Source organism: Hymenobacter metallicola (assembly GCF_004745645.1).
In the GTDB taxonomy this organism is placed as follows: Bacteria; Bacteroidota; Bacteroidia; order Cytophagales; family Hymenobacteraceae; genus Hymenobacter; species Hymenobacter metallicola.
In genome coordinates, this window is record NZ_SRMB01000002.1 from 147,384 (window position 1) to 164,368 (window position 16,985).

General features: G+C 56.4%; 16 protein-coding genes. 10 read left to right on the forward strand and 6 right to left on the reverse strand.

Annotated elements, in window-relative coordinates; translation table 11 throughout:
• Window positions 1-70 precede the first annotated feature (70 nt).
• Together E5K02_RS11375 and E5K02_RS26250 are read left to right on the forward strand one after the other, a co-directional pair.
• Complete coding sequence (locus E5K02_RS11375; protein WP_167856374.1) at window positions 71-808, forward strand: ABC transporter permease; 738 nt, start codon at window positions 71-73, stop codon at window positions 806-808.
• 284 nt (window positions 809-1,092) lie between these two features.
• Window positions 1,093-1,782, forward strand: a complete 690-nt coding sequence (locus tag E5K02_RS26250; protein ID WP_394346419.1) for an ABC transporter permease — start codon at window positions 1,093-1,095, stop codon at window positions 1,780-1,782.
• Between the two features lie 584 nt (window positions 1,783-2,366).
• Here the strand turns inward: E5K02_RS26250 and E5K02_RS11385 are convergent.
• Window positions 2,367-3,275 (reverse strand): SDR family oxidoreductase, encoded by a 909-nt coding sequence (locus E5K02_RS11385; RefSeq protein ID WP_135394935.1) that lies wholly within the window; start codon window positions 3,273-3,275, stop codon window positions 2,367-2,369.
• 1 nt (window position 3,276) lies between these two features.
• Window positions 3,277-3,921, reverse strand: coding sequence for a peptidylprolyl isomerase (locus tag E5K02_RS11390; RefSeq protein ID WP_135394936.1), 645 nt, complete (start codon window positions 3,919-3,921; stop codon window positions 3,277-3,279).
• A 239-nt stretch (window positions 3,922-4,160) separates the two neighbouring features.
• Between E5K02_RS11390 and E5K02_RS11395 the strand changes: the two genes are divergently transcribed.
• The gene (locus E5K02_RS11395; RefSeq protein WP_135394937.1) at window positions 4,161-4,805 is read left to right on the forward strand and encodes a DUF2238 domain-containing protein; all 645 of its coding nucleotides are present in this window, start codon (window positions 4,161-4,163) and stop codon (window positions 4,803-4,805) included.
• Between the two features lie 60 nt (window positions 4,806-4,865).
• On the opposite strand, the gene hemC is transcribed toward E5K02_RS11395, so the two are convergent.
• The 4 genes from hemC to E5K02_RS11415 all read right to left on the reverse strand — a co-directional run bounded on the left by hemC (window position 4,866) and on the right by E5K02_RS11415 (window position 8,845).
• Complete coding sequence (gene hemC / locus E5K02_RS11400) at window positions 4,866-5,813, reverse strand: hydroxymethylbilane synthase (protein ID WP_135394938.1); 948 nt, start codon at window positions 5,811-5,813, stop codon at window positions 4,866-4,868.
• A gap of 185 nt (window positions 5,814-5,998) precedes the next feature.
• Complete coding sequence (locus tag E5K02_RS11405) at window positions 5,999-7,135, reverse strand: DNA polymerase III subunit (RefSeq protein ID WP_135394939.1); 1,137 nt, start codon at window positions 7,133-7,135, stop codon at window positions 5,999-6,001.
• A 10-nt stretch (window positions 7,136-7,145) separates the two neighbouring features.
• A complete protein-coding gene (locus E5K02_RS11410; protein ID WP_135394940.1) occupies window positions 7,146-8,381 on the reverse strand; it encodes a GlmU family protein in 1,236 nt (411 codons plus the stop codon).
• A gap of 218 nt (window positions 8,382-8,599) precedes the next feature.
• Window positions 8,600-8,845, reverse strand: a complete 246-nt coding sequence (locus tag E5K02_RS11415; RefSeq protein WP_135394941.1) for a type B 50S ribosomal protein L31 — start codon at window positions 8,843-8,845, stop codon at window positions 8,600-8,602.
• A gap of 195 nt (window positions 8,846-9,040) precedes the next feature.
• On the opposite strand from E5K02_RS11415, the gene E5K02_RS11420 reads away from it, so the two are divergent.
• The 7 genes from E5K02_RS11420 to E5K02_RS11450 all read left to right on the forward strand — a co-directional run bounded on the left by E5K02_RS11420 (window position 9,041) and on the right by E5K02_RS11450 (window position 16,961).
• Window positions 9,041-9,436, forward strand: coding sequence for a hypothetical protein (locus tag E5K02_RS11420; RefSeq protein ID WP_135394942.1), 396 nt, complete (start codon window positions 9,041-9,043; stop codon window positions 9,434-9,436).
• A 155-nt stretch (window positions 9,437-9,591) separates the two neighbouring features.
• A complete protein-coding gene (locus E5K02_RS11425; protein WP_135394943.1) occupies window positions 9,592-10,182 on the forward strand; it encodes a non-canonical purine NTP diphosphatase in 591 nt (196 codons plus the stop codon).
• A gap of 108 nt (window positions 10,183-10,290) precedes the next feature.
• Window positions 10,291-10,920: a uridine kinase family protein gene (locus tag E5K02_RS11430; RefSeq protein ID WP_135394944.1), complete on the forward strand. Its 630-nt coding sequence runs from the start codon at window positions 10,291-10,293 to the stop codon at window positions 10,918-10,920.
• Window positions 10,921-11,176: 256 nt separating this feature from the next.
• Window positions 11,177-11,542 (forward strand): hypothetical protein, encoded by a 366-nt coding sequence (locus E5K02_RS11435; RefSeq protein ID WP_135394945.1) that lies wholly within the window; start codon window positions 11,177-11,179, stop codon window positions 11,540-11,542.
• 125 nt (window positions 11,543-11,667) lie between these two features.
• Entirely contained in the window at window positions 11,668-14,667 is a 3,000-nt protein-coding gene (secDF, locus tag E5K02_RS11440) for a protein translocase subunit SecDF (RefSeq protein ID WP_135394946.1), read from the forward strand.
• Between the two features lie 157 nt (window positions 14,668-14,824).
• A complete protein-coding gene (locus tag E5K02_RS11445) occupies window positions 14,825-15,421 on the forward strand; it encodes an RNA polymerase sigma factor (protein WP_240737249.1) in 597 nt (198 codons plus the stop codon).
• Entirely contained in the window at window positions 15,396-16,961 is a 1,566-nt protein-coding gene (locus E5K02_RS11450; RefSeq protein ID WP_135394947.1) for a hypothetical protein, read from the forward strand. The genes E5K02_RS11445 and E5K02_RS11450 overlap by 26 nt, the downstream gene beginning before the upstream one ends.
• Window positions 16,962-16,985: the final 24 nt, after the last annotated feature.

Here is a 16,985-nt window from a genome sequence, read left to right on the forward strand (position 1 = left end):
GTGGCGTTGGCGTTGGAATGGGGTACACAACCAGTACCATGTATGGTTGTGCGGATTGCTACGTGGGGATTTGGGACGTTCTTTTCGGGACAATCAACCCGTAACGACGCTGGTAAGCCGGGCGCTGACCTGCACCCTTCCCTTAACAATAGGGGCTTTTATTACCATAGCCGGAGCCGGCTGGGGGCTTACCTTGCTGCTGGCGCACTATCGTTCCATACGCCCAGTGGTCGTAACTGCGCTGCACTTTTTACAGACATTGCCGCTTTTTGTGGTGGCCCTGCTGTTGCTACTCCTGCTAGCAAACCCTGATTTTTTGGACTGGTTTCCAGCTTATGGGTTAGCAAGACCGGAAAATAGTACTACTGGGCTTTATCAGTTGCTAAGTTCCCTGTACCACTCGGTATTGCCGCTTTTCAGCCTAGTCCTGGTTAGTCTGCCTTCTTTTGTGGTGCAGTGGCACAACGCGCTTCAGCAAGAGTTAAAGGCTGACTACATTCTGACGGCGCGGGCGAAAGGAGTACGTCCCAGCTTAGTGATTCGCCGTCATGCCCTGCGGAATGCGCTGTTACCCGCTATTACGTACTTGACAGATTTATTACCGGCTTTGGTAGCAGGAGCAGTGGTAGTAGAATTGATATTCGCACTTCCCGGTATGGGACGTTTGATAGCAGAGTCGGCAGCAGCGCGCGACTTTCCCGTGGTGCTCAGCGGCGTAGTACTCATTGCTTTAGTGCGGTTACTAGCACAAATTCTGGCCGATTGGCTTTACTATCAGGCCGACCCGCGAATCAAGCTTGAGGCATGAGGCGGCCAGAAACAAGACGTTTGTGGCAACGGTGGTTGGCAATTCTATGGCTGATGGCACTAGTCGCTGCGGGCACTAGTGCCACGATGTTACCCTTACCTGCACCGGATGCACCCGACTTGCGTGCTATTACGCAGCCGCCTCTCACGCCTTCCCACTGGCTAGGCACTGACTTAGCGGGGAGAGACATTCTAGCCGGGCTTATTTTTGGAGCTCGTACTACTCTTCTAACAAGTGTACCAGCCGCCCTGTCGGCAGCCCTGCTGGGCACGTTTTTAGGTAGCATGGCGGGCTATTGGGGCAATTCCCGCCTACGCGTTCCAGCGGTGGTAACCGGCTGGCTAGTGATTCTTGGAGCCGGAGCCAGTTGCATTTCCCTACCGACTCCTGAGCTGGTATGGTGGCTGGGGCTGGCAGTATTAGGCGGGCTGGCCCTGTGGTTGGCCACTAGAAACAAGTACGCCGCTACCTGGCCGGTTCCCGTTGATAAGTTGGTCTTGCTGCTCATTGCCTTTCTGACGGCTATCCCCCGGCTTATACTCGTCTTGGCTCTAGCAGCTGTACAAGAACCATCTCAGTTGGCCCTACTCATCGTCCTAACCCTGACTTACTGGCCAGTGACGGCACAAATAGCCCGCGCGACGATGCAACGCATTCGTCACTTGTCATACATTGAGGCTGCCTATACACTGGGCCTTCCCAACTGGCGAATTATTATCGGACATGCTTTACCAAGCATATGGAATAGTATCAAGGTCACGCTTCCCCTTGGGGTAGCAGCCCTTATCGGTATTGAAACAACTCTTTCCTTTCTAGGCGTAGGCTTACCCCCACAAACTGCTAGTTGGGGACGCATACTAGCTACAGCCCGTCTTGATCCGACAGCATGGTGGCTGATTGTGTTTCCCAGCACCTGCATCGTATTTACGATGCTAGCTCTGCGACAAATAACATTTTCATCTCAGCAAGAGTAGGGATAAGCTCTGCAGCCACGTCACAACAGAGGCAATATTGTCTTCTTACATAACCTCCCCCGTACTTCAGAAAATAGTTATAATATCTTCTGTAGCTGTGTACTTATGCAAAATGCCGCCATATCGGCTCATGCAGCTTCCAAATCCTTCAAAGTATGCTACAAAAACGGGTTTCAAATCCCATGTCACAATTACACCCAAATCATCCTTTACAGGCCTCGGTTATTGCCCTAATATTGTCATAAGAAACAGCTAGCCAAGTGGGCGGCTCCCTTTCTTCAGCCTCTCAGCGTGCTGTGAGTTTCAATCCTAGCACAGTGTCTTGTCGGTCTTTAATCACAAAGAGGTGATGACGCTGCTACTGCTGGTACGACGCTAACGGCGCTTATCAAGGTAGATAAACTGAGAAAAAAAGTAAGAATAATCCGCCAAAAATTGGCGAAAAATAAAAGTAAAAGGGCGTATCGCAGCTCTGCTCGCAGCGATACAACCTAAAGGTTGTTGCAATAGGTGTGTAAAAAAACCGCTGGCTTTGCCACCGGTTTTTTTGCGTTTATAGCCTCTGGTACTGGTGCTTCTGCGGCTCAGCCTTCTGTTTGACGCGCTAGAACAGCAATACCTTCCTGAAAGCTATGGGGCTGATAGCCTAACTGCTGCTGAGCCTTGCTGATGATGAAGCCGGTACGGGCCGGGCGCTTGGCCGGCTGCGAAAAGCTGCTGTTGTCTACCCTTGTTATCAACGTCTTGTCCAGCTTAAAGTAGTCGGCAACCTGAAGCGCCATTTGATACGGTGTCAGCATTTCACTGCTACTGATGTGGAAAATACCGGTTGCATCATGCTTGGCTACCAACCAACAGCCCAGGGCCAGATCTTCGGCCAGGGTAGGCGTCCGAAATTGGTCGTTGACCACCTTAATAGGCTTACCGGCCCGAAGCGAGTCGCGCACCCACAGGACGATATTGGTCCGACCGTAGTCGTGGGCGGTGCCATAGACCAGCACGGTACGGACAATGGCCCAGGCGCCGGTACTGGCTTGCACCACCTGCTCGGCCGCCAGCTTGCTTTGCCCATAGAAATTGACGGGGGCCGGCGTGGCCTCTTCTGACAAAGGCCCTTCTTCGCCACTGAAGATGAAGTCGGTGCTGACGTGGGTCAGGTGGATACCCAGCTGCACGCAGGTTGCTACCAAATTCTCGACAGCTGTCACATTTTGCGCCCAACACGCCTCTTGGTTTAACTCGCACTCATCCACGTTGGTCATGGCGGCAGTGTGCACGAGGTGGGTAGGGCGCTCAGCAGCCAAGACCTGCTCTACTTGGGTACGGTCAGTTACATCCAGCGGCACAAAGCGCACCTGCGGATAAAGCTCTGCCAACTTGTTCGGGCCGCGGGAAGTGGCAATAAGCTCTACTCCCGTCTGCTGGGGCAGCAGTTCTACCAGCTTTTGTCCCAGCAAGCCGTTAGAGCCGGTCACTAAAATGCGTTTGCTCATGCTACTCGTATTTGTAGCTGTAGAGTTCGGTAATCTTCTTCTTTTTCAGCTTTTCCACTTTCACAGTCATTTTGATGTCGGTGATTGGCCGGTCGCGCTCATCTTTGGGTTGGGCAGCTATTTTATCAATAACATCCAAACCACTGATTACCTGGCCAAATACGGTGTATCCACCGTTCAAGTGGGGCGTGCCGCTGTGGTTCTGCACAATATAGAACTGGGAGCTACTGCTGGCTTTGGTCGGATTCACCATATCGCCCTGACGAGCGGCGGCTACCGCGCCAAATTTGTGCGAGAACTCGGGACGAATTTCAGCCGGAATAGTTTTGTCATTCTGGGGGCCCATACCGTCGTTGCTCGGATCGGAATCTTTGGAATTGCCGTCGCCGCCCTGAATCATGAAGTTCTGGATGATGCGGTGGAAGGTAGTACCAGTGTAGAAACCACTTTGGGCCAGCTTCAGAAAGTTGGCCTTATGCTGGGGCGTCTCGTCGAATAGAATCAGCTTGATATCACCCTGCGAAGTGCTGATGGTGACGACCTGATCCTTCTTGCTTTTTTTAGGAGCTTTGGCAGCGTGCAATACTGGGGTCAACAAGCAAATTAGCAGCCAGCAGAGCGCCGTAGCGCGGGAAATGAACTTCATAGCGGGGAGTTAGTGGAGGGTAGAAAGCAAAACTACATGGTTTCAGCAGCCGACGCTATAAAATTGGTCTGTAGTTGGCTGGCACCATGCTTACGTACCATCCGCGCGCGACTCTTGAAAAGCACTCGTCTACTACCAGGCCTTGGCCATACCCATAGCCTACGCCACTTTTTCGCTGATTAATCGGCGAAGCGGGAAAATATTCGTATTGACGCCAAGCTCGACCTTATCTTTTTCCTATGCCTTCTTCTACTCTGCTTACTCCTCCCCCACACTGGTTTCCTAAGCTTTTACTACTTGCCTACGTGATTTTGTTCATCGTGCTGGCTATTAATCCGGCTGAACGTGGCACCTGGGTTGCCGAAAATCTGCCGATTGTAGCCATTACCGCTGCTTTGGCAGTGCTGTACGCACGTGGAGTCCGGTTCTCTAACTTAGCGTACCTCTTGATGAGCGTGCTGTTGTTTATGCATACCATAGGCGGCCATTATACCTTCGAGAAAGTACCGTTTGCCTGGTTCAATAATCTATTCGGCTTTAAGCGCAACATGTACGACCGAGTAGCTCACTTTAGCGTCGGTTTTTACGCGTTTGCCATTATAGAGCTTATCGACCGATACCAGGTTATTCGCAATCGGGTGGTGGCTTACCTGTTTCCGCTCTGCGTAATTGGTACGGTAGCCATGGCGTACGAACTAATCGAATGGGTGTACGCTGAGACGGCCGGGGGCGACGCCGGTGCCGCTTTCTTGGGTAGCCAAGGTGACATCTGGGACGCTCAGAAAGATATGCTGGCCGATACCAGCGGGGCTGTTTTTGCCTTACTGCTCTACTGGCTGCGCAGCTCATTCACTGAACCTGCAGCCCCTGCGAGGGCCGCATAACCAACAAAAAAGGCCGGCGCTAGCGTCGGTCTTTTTTGTTGGTTGCAACGTTTGTACTGGTTAGCTCACGGCCCGCTGGCTGCGAATTTCCTCCAGTATCTCGCGCCCACCCCGATTTAAGACACGTTCGGCCAGTTCGATGCCCATGACTTCGGCCTGCCCCAAATCAGCGGTAGTCAGGATTTCTTCCAGGTATTGCTCCCCATCGAGGCTGATCAGCCCGCCATGTAATTGCAGAGCACCTTCGGCGGTATAAGTAGCCAGCGCAAAAGATGGAATACTGCAGCCCCCTTCCATAGTGCGCAAAAAAGCCCGTTCGGCCAGCAGGCAGGTGTGCGTAGGCTGGTGGTCCAGAATCCGGTGCAGCTCGGCTTTCAAGGCGGGCTCCAAACTACGGGCGCACTCTACGGCTACACTACCCTGGCCGGTAGCGGGTACGAATTGCGTTTCGGGCAGCACAAAGCGGATTAGCTCGTCATACTCCATGCGGTGTACCCCGGCATAAGCCAGCACTAAGGCGTGATACTGCCCTTCTTCCAGCTTGCGCAAGCGGGTTTGCAGGTTGCCCCGGGCTTCGGCGGTAGTGGCGTTCGGGTAAAAGCGGCGCAGCATGGCTTTGCGACGAGTGCTGCTGGTGCCCAATACCAAGTCGGGCCGGTCGAGCGACAAGTCGGGGTCGAAGCTGATAATAACGTCGTTCACCTTTTCACGCTCCATGAAAGCCAGGAGCTCCAGGTCTTCGGGAATGCTGCTTTGCACGTCCTTGGCGCTGTGTACGGCAATATCAATTGCTCCTGAGCGCAGGCTCTCTTCCAGCTCTTCGGTGAAGACGCCCTTCGCCCCGATCTTATCCAGGGAGCGGTCCAAGACCACGTCTCCTTTGGTGGTGATAATGACGATTTCGGTTGAAAGCTGGGCGAGCTCCAAACAGGCAGCTACGTGATGCGCCTGCCAAAGAGCCAAACGGCTCCCACGGGTACCGATACGAATAGGACGGTGAAGATTCATGCGGAAGAAAAAAGAGCCGGTTGCGGAAGCTACCCAAACGGCAAAAACTGCTTTTGGATTCCTGCGCCAGACTACGCATTATTGATTGTGCAAAGGTACGATGCTTACCAAGTCTAAGCCGGCTATAGGTGGTTTAGCACTAGCTATAGCAGTTTAGCAAACTGTATTTTCTGCGTTTCTGGCCTCTAGGCCGGGATTTTCAGCAGCTCGGCAATGCGTAGCGACATATCCACGAAGACCATGCGAGGATTGGCGTTGCGCTCAATGTGGTAGTGGGCATCGTTCAGTTCCTGGCTCAGTGCGTCAGCATTGCCCCGGTGAACAAAGCAGCTGAAACCCGTTACGAACTGCTGCTCATTGGCTGGCAAGTGAGGAACAAACTGCGCATCGATGCCAAACAGGAGCACCTTGCGCAGAATACCGAGTCCGAATTGCAGAAATTCCTTCTGGTTTTCGCGGCCCATCTTCTGAAACTCATCGGTTTTGGCCAGAATCAAATCCACCTTATAGCCATAGCACTGCCGCATCCACTCCACGAAGAATGTAAAGTAGTCATTATCCGAGGTGGCTTCCCGGGCGGCCAGCGCGGCGCCTAAGTTGCCTTCCGTTAGTTGGGCAATTTGCCGGGCTTTTACTTCGGGCACGTGGTGCTGGTCGCGCAAAAACTCCGTAATCTCAGCTTCGGAATAAGGCCGCACTACCACGGGCTGCACCCGGCTGATAATGGTTGGCAGCAGCTGCTCCGGCGAAAAGCTTACCAGCAGAAAAATAGTGGCGGGTGGCGGCTCTTCCAGGAGTTTGAGCACGGCGTTAGCGGCCGCCGGATGCATCAGCTCGGGCAGCCAGATGACCACAATCTTGAACTGTCCCTCGAAGGCTTTCAGCGACACAAGCTTGAGGAGCTGTAGGCTTTCCTCCTTGGAAATGCTGCCCTGCTTGTTGTCGGCGCCAATATGCTGCATCCAGTCGTTGAGGCCCTGATACGGATTCTCCAGCACGAAGCTGCGCCAGTCGGCGGCAAACTTGCTGCTGACGGCATCCTTGGCCACGGCTTTAGTTGTGGTAACCGGCAGAATAAAGTTCAGGTCGGGGTGAATCAGCTTATCGGATTTCTGGCAGGCGGCGCAGTGTCCGCAGGAATCCTGCGCGGCGGGGCCCCGCTGCTCACAATTCAGAAAGGTGGCGTAAGCCAGGGCCAAGGCCAGGGCTGCCGAACCTTCGGCCCCGCGAAACAGCTGAGCGTGGGCCACGTGCTGCCGGTGCACCGTTTGCACCAGCACGCGCTTGACATCCGTTTGACCAGGTATTGCAGAAAAGCGCATTGGTAATTGATTACTCAGCTGTTTGGGTGGGCACGTCCTTGCCGACGGCTTTTTCCCAAATCCGGTCTTTGGCCGTGGCCTCAAACACGTGCTGCATGATGGCTTGCTCGGTGGCGTCGTACTCGAGGTGACGACGGGCCATGACGCGCTCGGCAACTTCGGCTACTTTGGGCATCTTGAAGGTCTCGAAACCCGCGGAACCGCCCCAGCTGAAGGACGGAATAAACGTGCGCGGGAAGCCCGCCCCGAAGATATTGGCGCCCACGCCTACCACCGTGCCGGTGTTGAACATCGTGTTGATGCCGCACTTGCTATGGTCGCCCATCATCAGGCCGCAGAACTGCTGGCCCGTGCTCACGAAGCGGCCAGCGCTGTGGCTCCAGATTTTAACCGGCGCGTAGTTATTCTTCAGATTGGAGGTATTGGTATCGGCGCCCAGGTTGCACCATTCGCCGATGACGGAGTTGCCCAGGTAGCCGTCGTGGCCCTTGTTGGAATACCCCAGCAGGATGGAATTGCCAACTTCGCCCCCTACTTTGCTGTACGGGCCCACGGTATTGTCGCCGCGCATCTTGGCCCCGACATTAATGTGCGAGCCTTCACACAGAGCCAAGGGCCCTTTTATGATGGCGCCTTCGTGTACCTGGGAGTTTTTACCCAGATAAATCGGGCCGTCCTCAGCGTTGAGAATAGCGGCCCGGATTTTTACCCCTTCCTCGATAAAGATATTCTCGGGGGCATACACGATGGTGTGCGCATCACCCACCGGCTGCGACACCCGACCTTGGGTAAGCAAAGCAAAGTCGCGGCGGATTTCGGCGCCGTTCTGCAAAAACAGGTGCCATACCTCGCGCAAGGCAATGACGGGCTCGGCTACTTCCTTGGTGTCCGCAAATCCATCCTGAATCAGTTCGGCAATATTGGTGGCCTCGGCCAGATGCGCCGCCACGAGCAGACTGCCATCCATTAGAGCCTGGCCGGGCTGCAGGGCCTGCACCTGTTTGGTCAGCAACTCATCGGGGCACACGGCTCCGTTGATAACCAGCGCTGGGCCGCCGATGGGACCCGCGGGATACTTGCCCTGCAGATACGTTTCGGTGAGGTAATGCACCGGCTGCTGCAAGCGGTGCTGCCACTTTTCGGCTACCGTCAGGATGCCGCAACGCAGAGCCGCCACTGGGCGCGTGAAGGTAAAAGGCAGCAGTTTGGGCCGGATAGCGGGGTCATCGAAAAGCAGAACAGTCATGCGAAGCGGAGAGAAATAAGCGTAAAGCGGAGGCCAAAATTTGAAGCGGCAAGTTAGCGCCTTGGGGGTAGAACCACTTGCTACTGGCCCAACTTTGCGGCTTAAAATTGGCCAGCAGCTTTGCTTTCGGCCAACAAAAAACTCCTTCCGGCGAAGCCGAAAGGAGTTTTAGATATGCTAGTAAGCTGCAGGCATCCGCGTGCGGCCACTGACCAGAATTACTTCTTCTGGTAGCGGTTGCGGAATTTCTCAACGCGGCCAGCGGTGTCGATAAACACGTTTTTGCCGGTGTAGAAAGGGTGCGAGGCGCTGCTAACTTCCACCTTGATGACGGGGTAAGTCTTGCCGTCCTCCATCGTGATGGTTTCGTTGGAGTTCATCGTCGAGCGGGTGATGAATTTAAAGTCGCTGGACGTGTCCTGGAACACAACTTCGCGATACTCGGGGTGGATGTTCTTTTTCATGGTCGTGATGCCGTTAATACCTTCTGGCCCTGCCGATTTTGCGGAAGGGACTGCAAAAGTACACGTTAGCTCCGGAATTTAAAAACGTAAGTCGTCTTTTCTATATTTGGTTGGATTATCAGCGGCTAGCAGTGGAAAATGTTTATTTTTGGTTTCTGCTCAGCTACTCCTTATCGCGCTCTTATTGCTTCCATTATGACCCGTAAGGTTACTGTATTCGCTGTTTTCTGGCTGCTGGTCGCTACGCTGGCGTACGGGGCCACTATTACGCTGTTCCAGGCCACTTTCGACGGTAGCAACGTACGGGTAGAATGGGAAACCACCAACGAGGCCGGGGTGCAGTCCTACGATATCTGGCGCAAGGCGAACAACGAGCCCTCGTTTGCCCACATGATTACGATGCAGCCCGGCAGCCTGCGCCGCTACCAATTTCTGGACACCAACCTGTACCGGGGCATCAACGGTGGCCCTTTTACTTACCGACTAGTGGTACACACTTCTACCGGCGACCAGACCTATACTACGGTGCTGAGTACCACGCCTAGTGCCGTACAACGCTCGTGGGGCAGCATCAAGTCCATGTTTCGGTGAAACAGCGAGACGCGGAGGTATCGAATAACCAAGCCGGCGCGGAGCCGGTTTTTTTGTGCCCGTATCTTTGGCCGGCGGGCTTGGTCGTATTCGGTGCAGATTGAAACTGCTGCCAACCCCGCTTTTTAACTCACTATTTCACCACCCTACCACTCATGCGGATTTGTTTTGCGACCAATAACGAGCACAAGCTCACCGAAGTCCGGGCGATGCTGCCGGCCAGTATCGAACTGGTCAGCCTGCAGGATATCGGGTGCTACGAAGAGCTGCCCGAAACGCAGTCTACCCTGGAAGGCAACGCCCGGCAGAAAGCCGAGTATGTGTGGCAGCATTACCAGACCTCCTGCTTTGCCGATGATACCGGGCTGGAAGTAGCCGCATTAGGCGGGGCGCCGGGCGTGTACTCGGCGCGCTACGCCGGCCCCCAGCGCTCCGCCGCCGACAACGTGGCCAAGCTGCTGCACGAGTTGCAAGGGCAGCTAAACCGGGCGGCTCAGTTCCGGACCGTTATTGCCTTGGTGTTGCCCGACGGTAGCGTGCACGAATTTGCCGGTGCCGTGGCGGGGAAAATTACCCCCGAAATACGCGGCGTCGACGGCTTTGGCTACGACCCCGTTTTCCAGCCTACCGGACACACCCTAACCTTCGCGGAAATGAGCTTAGCCGAAAAAAACACCCTGAGCCACCGGGCCCGGGCAGTCGAGCAATTAATTGCCTTTTTCCAGAAAATAGAGGCAAAAAAGTAGCGGAAGCGGAAAATTTCCGCTGTTCTGGGGTCAGAAACCGTCGGCACCCAAGTCATTTTGCTACTTTTGCAGGGTTGGCCCTGTCGGTACGGGCCACTTCCCACCCCCATGCAACATCCTTTCATCGTCGGTATCACGGGCGGCAGCGCCTCGGGCAAAACCACCTTTCTGCGCCGCCTGTTGGCCTCGTTTCCGGAAGAAGACATCTGTCTGATTTCCCAGGACAACTATTACCACCCCCGCGAAAGTCAGTCGATTGATGTCAATGGCGTAACCAACTTCGACCTGCCCTCTTCCATCGACTCGGCCTCCTACGCGGCCGATGTGCTGCAAATCAGCCAGGGCAAGGAAGTGCGCCGCTTGGAGTACACCTTTAATAATCCCAACGTAAAGCCGGCCGAGCTGGTGTTTCGGCCCGCGCCTATTGTGGTAGTAGAGGGCATCTTCGTGTTTTACTTCGAGGAGGTGGCCAAGCTACTCGATCTGAAGGTCTATATCGACGCCCGGGAACATGTGAAGCTGCAGCGCCGCATCGTGCGCGACCGGGATGAGCGGGGCTACGACCTGGAGGACGTGCTTTACCGCTACACCAACCACGTAGCGCCCACCTACGAGAAATATATCAAGCCCTTCAAGCAGGATGCCGACATTGTGATTCCCAACAACCGCCACTTCGAGCGGGGGCTGGAAGTACTCGTCTCGTATTTGCGCAGTAAGGTGACGGAAGCCAAGCAGTAAAGTCTTTGTGTGGGCTTTGAAGCCTGCAGAACTACCTGAGAAGTCCTGACCAGCAGTTGGTCAGGACTTTTTTTGTGAAAAAACTGAGGGCTTGGCACCAGAAGCCCCGAAGTCGGGTTTGGCCCTCTAAGCTGAGCCGAACTGCCCGATGGCTACGGATTTTGCCAACGTTTGTTAGTCTTTTAATGCCTGTTCTGCCCAGTTTGCCTTGCCCGCGCTGCCGGGTTTGGCTATATTTGTAGCCATTGCTTTGAGAATGTCGGTCTGTATCTCCCACTTTTTGCCTCGCCTGCGCTTCACGCTGCTCACAGCTACCCTGCTGTTTGTGCTCTCGCTGAACCACCAGGCCGTTGCCACCTTCCGGATTCCGGTGGGCAAGGAAACGCGCGTGGGCGTGGGGCCCAAAGCGGCGGTAGTAAAGCAAAAAGTAACCCTGGAAGCCACAGCCCCCCTGGGCCTGTGGCTGGCGCCCGCCGCCGAAGCGTGGCAGCCAAGCATCGAACCACTGGTATGGCCTCGGCCGCTGGGGCGCACGGCCTCCCTGCAGCCCCGCCCCAGTGCCGTCCCCGATTTGTTCCGCTCCCGGCTGCTGGTCGCAGCCTTGTCGCCGCACGCTCCGTAGCGGGGCCGGCCAACTCCGACCGGCTCCCGGTAGCCGGCGTGCTTTTGCAAGTGCAGCAGACTCGTGTGTAGGCTAAGACGCCCAATCCGGATTGCTTTTCCCCGACTTCATTTTATTTTCTTTCAATGCGTAATAAAGGACTTATTATCGCGCTGACAGCCGTTGTTACGGCCTTATGCGCGTACTTCCTCTTCTTCACTTACATCTCGCGTGGGGTGCAGAAAGATGCGGTAAACTATGCCTCCAAGAGTGGCAAGCTGGTGGAACGCCAGCGTCAGCACTACCTCGACTCGGTGTGGCGCGCCCCCGTATTTGGCCCCTACACGTACCGCGACGTACGCGCCTCGGAGCTGGGCCTCGGCCTTGACCTGAAAGGCGGCATGCACGTGACACTGGAAGTTTCGCCGGTGGAAATCGTGCGGGCTATGTCGGGCAATTCCAAAGACCCGAACTTCAACAAAGCCCTGGCCCAGGCCCAGGAGTTGCAGAAGACCAACCCTTCGACTCCCTTCACAGCCCTGTTTGCTCAGGCCTACCGTACTATCGCGCCCAACGACCGTCTGGCCCGCATCTTCGCTAACACAACCAACAAGAGCCGCGGCATCGACATCAACTCGACCAACGAGAAAGTAATTGCCGCCATCGACAAGGAAGAGGAGGAAGCCATTGACCGCTCCTTCAACATTCTGCGGACCCGCGTCGACAAGTTCGGCGTGAACCAGCCCAACATTCAGCGCGTGAAAGGCACGGGCCGCATTCAGATTGAGCTGCCCGGCGTAGACAACCCCGACCGGGTGCGCAAGCTGCTGCAGGGCCAGGCCAAGCTGGAGTTCTGGGAAGTATGGCGCACCGACGAGTTCGGTCCTTACTTCAACCAGCTCAACGAAGTGCTGACGGCCAAAGAAGCTGCGGAGAAACTCACCGGCACCGCCGCTACTACGCCGGCAACTACCGACACTACTGCTACAGCTGCCGCCGCCGCTGGCGACTCTACTTCGCTGGCCAGCCAGCTGGCTAAAAAGAACGCCGCTACCACGGCCAAAGCCGATTCGGCCAACCCCCAGCAGAGCAGCGCCCTGGCCAAGCTCTTCACCATGCCCGGCGCCCTGGGTTCGAACGTGCGCGACACGGCCCGGGTGAATTCGCTGATGAAGACTCCCGAAGTACGCGCTGTACTGCCTTCCAACCTGACTTTCCTGTGGGGCGTGAAGCCTGAAGTAATCGAGGGCCAGGAATACCTGCAGCTCTACGCTATCCGCAAGTCGCGCGAGGCTACGGCTCCGCTGGGTGGCGAAGTAGTATCGGACGCCCGCCAGGACTACGACCAGGGCGGCCGGCCCGAGGTTTCGATGCAGATGAACCCTTCGGGCGCCAAGAAATGGCAGCGTCTGACGGCCGCCAACATTGGCCGTCAGGTAGCCATCGTGCTCGACGACTATGTGTACTCGGCTCCCGTAGTGCAGGCTGAAATTGCCGGTGGCAACTCCAGCATCTCGGGCAACTTCTCCATCGAAGAAGCTCAGGACTTGGCCAACGTACTGAAGGCCGGTAAGCTGCCCGCTCCGACGCGCATCGTGGAAGAGGCCGTAGTAGGTCCTTCGCTCGGTCAGGAAGCCATCAACCAGGGCTTGTACTCGTCGCTGGCTGGCTTAGTGCTGATTATGATTTTCATGGCCGTGTACTACGGCAAGGCTGGCCTAGTGGCTGATGCGGCCCTGCTCTTCAACGGCTTCCTGATTCTGGGCGTTCTGGCTCAGTTCGGCACGGCCCTCACCCTGCCTGGTATTGCCGGTCTGGTACTGACCTTCGGTATGGCCGTGGATGCCAACGTACTGATCTTCGAACGGATTCGCGAAGAACTTGACCACGGCCTGACCGTGAAGGATGCCATCAACAAAGGGTACGCCCGTGCTTTCTCGGCCATCTTCGACTCGAACGTGACGACGATGCTGATTGCCATCATCCTGGGCTTCTTCGGTACGGGTCCGGTACAGAACTTCGCCATCACGCTGGGTATCGGCGTATTGACCTCGTTCCTGTCGGCCGTGTTTGTGTCACGCCTTATCATTGAGTGGCTCACGAAAGGCAAGGAAACGACCAGCATCACCTTCAGCACCCCGATTTCGCGTCACCTGTTTAAGGGCCTGAACTTCGACATCGTGGGCAAGCGTAAGATTGCCTACATCACCTCGACCATCTTCATCATCATTGGCTTTGTGCTGATGGCCGTGCAAGGTGGTCCCAACCTGGGGGTTGACTTCCGCGGTGGCCGCAGCTACGTGGTTGACTTTAACAAAGCCGAGGTTGCTTCCGATGTGAAAGAATCGTTGGCTGATGACTTCAAGGGTGCTGGTACGGAGGTGAAAACCTTCGGTGCTCCGAACCGTCTGCGCATCACTACCGGCTACTTGGCCGAAGACGAGAGTGTAGCCGCCGACGAGAAAGTACAGAACGCCCTGCTGGCCGGCCTGAAGCAATACGGGGCCGACAACCCGCAGATCAAGAGCACCTCGAAAGTAGGCGCTACTATTGCCGACGACATCAAGAAGACTTCGGTGCTGAGCCTGGGCCTGACCCTGCTGGGTATCTTCGTCTACGTACTGTTCCGCTTCGAAAAGTGGCAGTACTCGATGGCCGCCGTAATTGCTCTCTTCCACGATGCCCTGCTGGTTATTGCCGCCTACCCCATTGCCCGTCTGTTCGGTCTGAACTACGAAATGGACCAGATCTTCGTGGCGGCCGTGCTGACCATCATCGGCTTCTCGATGAACGATACCGTGGTTATCTACGACCGAATTCGGGAATACCTGCGCGAGAATCCGCACCTGACGTTTGCGCAGGTAGTGAACCCCGCCCTGAACAGCACGTTCTCCCGCACGATGATTACGTTTACCACGGTATTCCTGGTAGTAATCGTGCTCTACATCTTCGGTGGTGAGACGCTGCGCTCGTTCTCCTTCGCCATGATTGTGGGTATCATCTTCGGTACGTATTCGTCGCTGTTCATCGCTACGCCGATTATCCTCGACACCTACGGCCGCAAGGAAGCCCGCGAGCGGGGCACGACTACCTCGACCGTTATTACCGATGCTGACGCTCCCAAGCTGTCGACCACGGTACAATAAGGATTGTCTTTATCCGCTTAAAAAAGCCCGGCCCGCAACGGCCGGGCTTTTTTTATAGCCAAAACCGAGCTGGCTATCCGTCATATTCTTAAATTTTAATTTTCAAGGCAACCTTTTCGCGGGCGCCCCCGAGTCGCTAGATATAACCCCCGCTGCCGTGCCCCATACCGACCACGACCCCGAGATGCTTACTGCCCTGCTGGCTGGTTGCCGGCGGGCGGAGCGCGACGCGCAGCGGCGGCTGTATGGGCTCTACTATAGCTTTGCCATGAGCATTTGCTTGCGCTACACCCGCACCCGCGACGAAGCCATGGAAGCCGTAAACGACGGGTTCATGAAGGTTTTCCGCGACGTGAGCCGCTTCGACGTAGCCCGCCACGAGGTCAGTGGCTCGTTCCGTGGCTGGCTGAAGCGCATCATGATTCACACGGCCATCGACCAGTACCGCAGCCAGGAAAAACACCAGCACCAGCAGGAACTGACCGACGCGGCCTATGCCGAGGCTGATGCTGGCAACCCGGCCCTCGACAACCTTTCCTACGAAGAGCTGCTGCGCCTGATTCAGCAGCTTTCCCCCGCTTACCGTACGGTGTTCAACCTGTACGTCATTGACGGATACACGCACGAAGAAGTAAGCAGCCAGCTGGGTATCTCGGTAGGCGCTTCCAAATCAAACTTGTCTAAGGCGCGCGCCCACCTCAAATACATTCTTAAAAAAACTAGTCACCATGCGTACGCCGGATATGTCGGATGAAGAACTTGACGCGCTGTTTCAGCGGGGCGCCGAGAACTACCCCGACGAATACAACCTCAGCGCCTGGCTGCAGATGGAACGGAAGCTGGATGCAGCGGCCGCTCAGCAGCTGGTGCGCCAGCGGGTGCTACGCATTTTTGCCCTCGAAGCCGTAGTAGTGCTACTGGCCCTGCTGGGCTGGTTTGGCCTTAGCCAGTATCAGCAACCCGAAAAAACCGCTGCCCTGGCTTCCACCCTGCCAGCGGTTACGAGCCCAGCGGAAACCAACCACCCCCAACCAGCCACTCAAGCAAGGATAGCAGCTGCTACGGCCCTTCCCACCCGGCCGCAGTCGGGCACACCAAGGGCTGCACTTGTAGCAGCTAGCATTCAGCAAGAAGCCCCCGCCTCGCCCGCTGCCCGCCCAATGACCAGCATAGAGCAGCCCACCCGCGTAGCGAGGCCAGAGCGTCGTCCAATTCGCTTGTTGATAGCGGCAACCCGAACCCAGCGGCAAAGGGCTACGGTTCGGGCAGCGGCAGAATCCCGCTCGACAACCGTGGTCGGCCAGAACAGGCTTATAGCAATGGCATCGGCTGAAAGCAGTGCTCCGACTCAGTTGGCAGAAAACCAGCCGAGCGGCCAGCCGCTACCGGCCGTACCCGGCGGGGCGGCAACGGGAGCGGCCACAGATCCAACTCGCCCGCTAATTTCACCTTCCTCCCCCCTGGTTGCCGACGACAATCATACCACGGCGCCCGCACCGGTGGCTCCTGAAACAGCTGTTGCAGCGGCTACGCAGCCGGGTAGTGAGCCCCTCCCCGACCGCTCTTCAGGAGCCACCCTGGTGGCTGACTCGGCCGTTGCGGCGGTGCCCGCTGTGGCACCCGCTACCACTCCGGCGCTGCCGGCACCCGCCGACTCCGTGCGCAACGAGAACCAACCCAGTAGCCGCAAGCCGACCTACCGCCTGAGTATTGGCGGGCTGTATGCGCCGGAACTGAGCACAGTGGGCTGGACGAAAACGACCTCGCCGGGCAGCAACCTGGGCGTGTTGGTTGAATACCGCTTCACCGACCGGCTGCGGCTGAACGTGGCGGCCATTCGCTCGGTAAAACGCTACGTGGCCCGGGGCAGCGACTACACCGTACCGGACGGCACCTGGACCGGCAACTACACCATTGATAAGGTAGACGCCGTGTGCCGTATTACCGATTTGCCAATCAACTTGCGCTACGACGTGGTGCATAGTGCGCACACTGCCGTGTTTGTGTCGGCGGGCCTAACCTCCCTGCTCATGCGCGACGAGCAGTACTCCTACGACTACGAGTACTACGGCAAGTACTACTCGCGCGACTGGAACGTGACCAGGGGCTCCAACCACTGGTTGAGCGTGGTAAACCTGTCGGCGGGCTACGAGCGGAGTCTGGCCAGCCGCTGGTCGGGGCAAGTCGAGCCGTTCGTGAAGGTGCCCTTGGGCGGCGTGGGCTTCGGCAAGGTGAAGCTCAGCAGCGCCGGTGTGTTTTTCAGCCTTAAATACCACTTGCTGCCGACGCACTAAGCGCCGGTCTTCTCCCCTCATTTC